Annotated in this window: 4 protein-coding genes and 1 pseudogene; 2 read left to right on the forward strand and 3 right to left on the reverse strand. The window is 48.0% G+C overall.

Annotated elements, in window-relative coordinates:
* Positions 1-125 (reverse strand): annotated as a pseudogene (locus tag SBO83_RS21340) (hemagglutinin repeat-containing protein); the annotation flags it as partial.
* Positions 126-294: 169 nt separating this feature from the next.
* Here SBO83_RS21340 and SBO83_RS21345 point away from each other — a divergent pair.
* Together SBO83_RS21345 and SBO83_RS21350 are read left to right on the forward strand one after the other, a co-directional pair.
* Entirely contained in the window at positions 295-456 is a 162-nt protein-coding gene (locus SBO83_RS21345) for a SymE family type I addiction module toxin (protein WP_396132831.1), read from the forward strand.
* A 14-nt stretch (positions 457-470) separates the two neighbouring features.
* A complete protein-coding gene (locus SBO83_RS21350; protein ID WP_396132828.1) occupies positions 471-815 on the forward strand; it encodes a hypothetical protein in 345 nt (114 codons plus the stop codon).
* A 56-nt stretch (positions 816-871) separates the two neighbouring features.
* Here SBO83_RS21350 and SBO83_RS21355 read toward each other — a convergent pair whose 3' ends face one another.
* Both SBO83_RS21355 and SBO83_RS21360 read right to left on the reverse strand, forming a co-directional pair.
* The gene (locus SBO83_RS21355) at positions 872-1,486 is read right to left on the reverse strand and encodes a hypothetical protein (RefSeq protein ID WP_396132829.1); all 615 of its coding nucleotides are present in this window, start codon (positions 1,484-1,486) and stop codon (positions 872-874) included.
* Positions 1,476-2,678 (reverse strand): HNH/endonuclease VII fold putative polymorphic toxin (locus tag SBO83_RS21360; RefSeq protein ID WP_396132830.1); only part of this gene is annotated, 1,203 nt, incomplete at its 5' end. The genes SBO83_RS21360 and SBO83_RS21355, both read right to left, overlap by 11 nt.

Genomic DNA, 2,678 nt, shown 5'->3' on the forward strand with positions numbered 1-2,678 from the left:
CTGCCGCCGAAGTTTAAGCCGACGCCCACCGAGCCGCCGTGGCTCTCATTTTTACCGTCCAGCACCGAGGTGTTGGTGGCCGAAATCAGGTTCACGTCGCGGTTGGCGATAAGCCCGATATCCTCACGACGGTCGTTACTTACTCAATTTTCTAACCATGTTAAAGAGCAACCGCGACAAATGCAGCATTAAAATGAGCGCAAAAAAAACGCAACTTATTGTTTTATAATAATTATACATGGCTTGACGCTTTCAGTTGAGTCGTTTGGCTTATCTGAAGGCGTCAGCTATTTCCTGACCGTCAGTTACCGCCCCAACGGCGGCAGACCGAACCCCAGCGCGCAGCTGACGATTAAGGGGAAGTGGCTGGAATGGCTAGGGTTTATTAACGGGCAGCCGGTGAGCATTACGGCTGAGAACGGGTGTTTGATTATCCGCACCGCAGTAAACCAGTAAGGGAGCGCCAACAGATGGAACTGACGTTTAGCAAAGAACCTTTCCCGGAGTTGACCTTCTCCGGCAACGCCTTAGCCCGCCACGGTTTTACGCCGGGTATAAGGATAGCCGTCCAGCACCAACACTCGGCTTTATTTATCTCGGTGGTTCACGACAACGCTTTATGGGAGGCCGTCTGCGAAGCCAGCGAGCATAACCCCAAGCTGAGCGCCGACTGGGTGCGGGATGATGGACAACTGGTGGTTGGCGGCGACTGGCTGACGGCGATGGGGATCACCGAGGCGGAACATGTGGATGTCGCCACCGTACCGAACATCATCATTATCCGGCGACGGATGGAGGGGATTTTAAGGGCGTAGAGGTATGAACCCCGGTTCATCAGTTGAGCCGGGATTTATTTATACTGAGAAGTAAATCATTTCAAAATATTAATAATTGATTCTTTACCTAAAGCAACCACCTCACAATCATTTTCATCAAGTGCACCCAATGGCATAAAGACCACACCATTTTTTGACCAAATAATTTCCATCCATTGTGCAGATGATTTAATACTATCAATATTTTTATCTAAACCATCTGAATCAACAGTAGCAAAATATATTTTCCTCTCATCATTAATTAATGCAGACAATTTATTTAATGATGAAACTGAACAGAATCCTGTACCGGACAGTTCTAAACCATCAGCACCGTCAATTATAATATCCTTTTTATTTGACACATAGCTAATGTCATAACCCCTTGACTGTAAAAGACCCCATGTTTTTTTATATCTAATAATACGAGTATCCGGTTGACATCCAGACAATTGAATATATATATAAATAGATTTATCTTCATTACTACCTGATAAAATCCTTATCATTTCACTTATAATACATACAGTTCCATTACTACGTTTCGTATTTCTTTTTTCCCAGCTTGTAGCCGATATATTTTTTCCAAAAATACCTAGCAAATTAAAATTCGCCACCTCATTTTTAGTGTTTATATCATAGGCATACCGCACATTAACATTAGTAATCATAATGGTTACCTTCTTGATCATTAAAGTGAGGGCCTCTATTTTGAGTATCTGTCTCACCAAAGAAATGACCGGCAGCATCATCTCTGATCTGTATCGTCTGTATGCCGCCACCCGGTTTAGGTACATCAAACTCGTATATTTTTCCTGGTTGAGGATTACCTCTTTTATCTACATTAGGAAGAACTCTATCGGGACTTTTACTTACAGGTATACCTGATTGTCGTTTTGCTTCGTTGAATGCACCAGACCTTTCTGCTCCATCTGGAGACATATTCTCAGGCCGGGAACCCTCAGAGTAATAAACCAAGTCATCCGGATTCTGTTCCGCAACCGGTGTCGTCGTGGTATTCCCGCCTACATTAGGCACACCATCCGTATTACCAGTATTCGTTGAACCTTGTGGTGACGACTGATTATTACCAGTATGGGTTACATTTGGGTCAACCTGCTGATTTCCACCCGTGTTCGTCGGAGATTGCTCTGCGATCTGATCACCACCGGTATTACCCGGTGCTTTAGGCTGATTTTGCGCTGCAACCACCGCCATCAAAAGACAGCCTGGATTGGCTAAACACGCCGCATCCAGCCCTTCTTTCACTTTCTTCGTCAACGCCAGCGCGGCCGCGTCATTTGCATTGCCTTTACCGCTTTCGGCTATCGCCGCTGCGTTCAGCGTTTCCTGCGCCATCATTTGCGAGATGAAGCCAGCACCAACCATATTATTACTGATTTCGTTCTGCCCCGCCTGCGCACCCGCCATGGCATTTGCTGAACTGTCGCCGGTCAGACCGCCTGCCAGCCCTGCCGCTGCGGTTCCCAAAGCAACCAAAGTCTGTTTTTGCTCTTCGCTCAGTAGGCTAACAGGAATATCGCCATACAGCGCATTTTTTATCGCTTCACCCATTAAGGCTGTCGTCGCAGCGCCTGCCGCACCCGCTGCGGCTGAGTTGCCCTGTACCGCTGCCAGCGCTCCGGCAACGACGGCATGGGCCATTACACGGCTGGATTCATCCGGCGCAACCTGTTTAATCACTTCCGCCAGATACGGCGCACTGCCGCCCGCGATGGCTTTCGCCATGTCTCCGCCCGCCAGCCCCTGTATCGCCGCCGTGGCTGCCTGTATCCCCTGCTGCAACGCGCTGCCGGTGCCGTACTTCTTCATTTCTGCTTTGTAGACGTCGGTCTTGCGCAG

The sequence above is a fragment of the Ewingella allii genome (assembly GCF_044430645.1).
Lineage (GTDB): Bacteria > Pseudomonadota > Gammaproteobacteria > Enterobacterales > Enterobacteriaceae > Ewingella > Ewingella allii.

Excerpts from the sequence above, each read along its gene's own strand:
- SBO83_RS21355 (WP_396132829.1), bottom strand. The coding sequence starts at position 1,486 with ATGATTACTAATGTTAATGTGCGGTATGCCTATGATATAAACACTAAA.
- SBO83_RS21350 (WP_396132828.1), top strand. The coding sequence starts at position 471 with ATGGAACTGACGTTTAGCAAAGAACCTTTCCCGGAGTTGACCTTCTCC.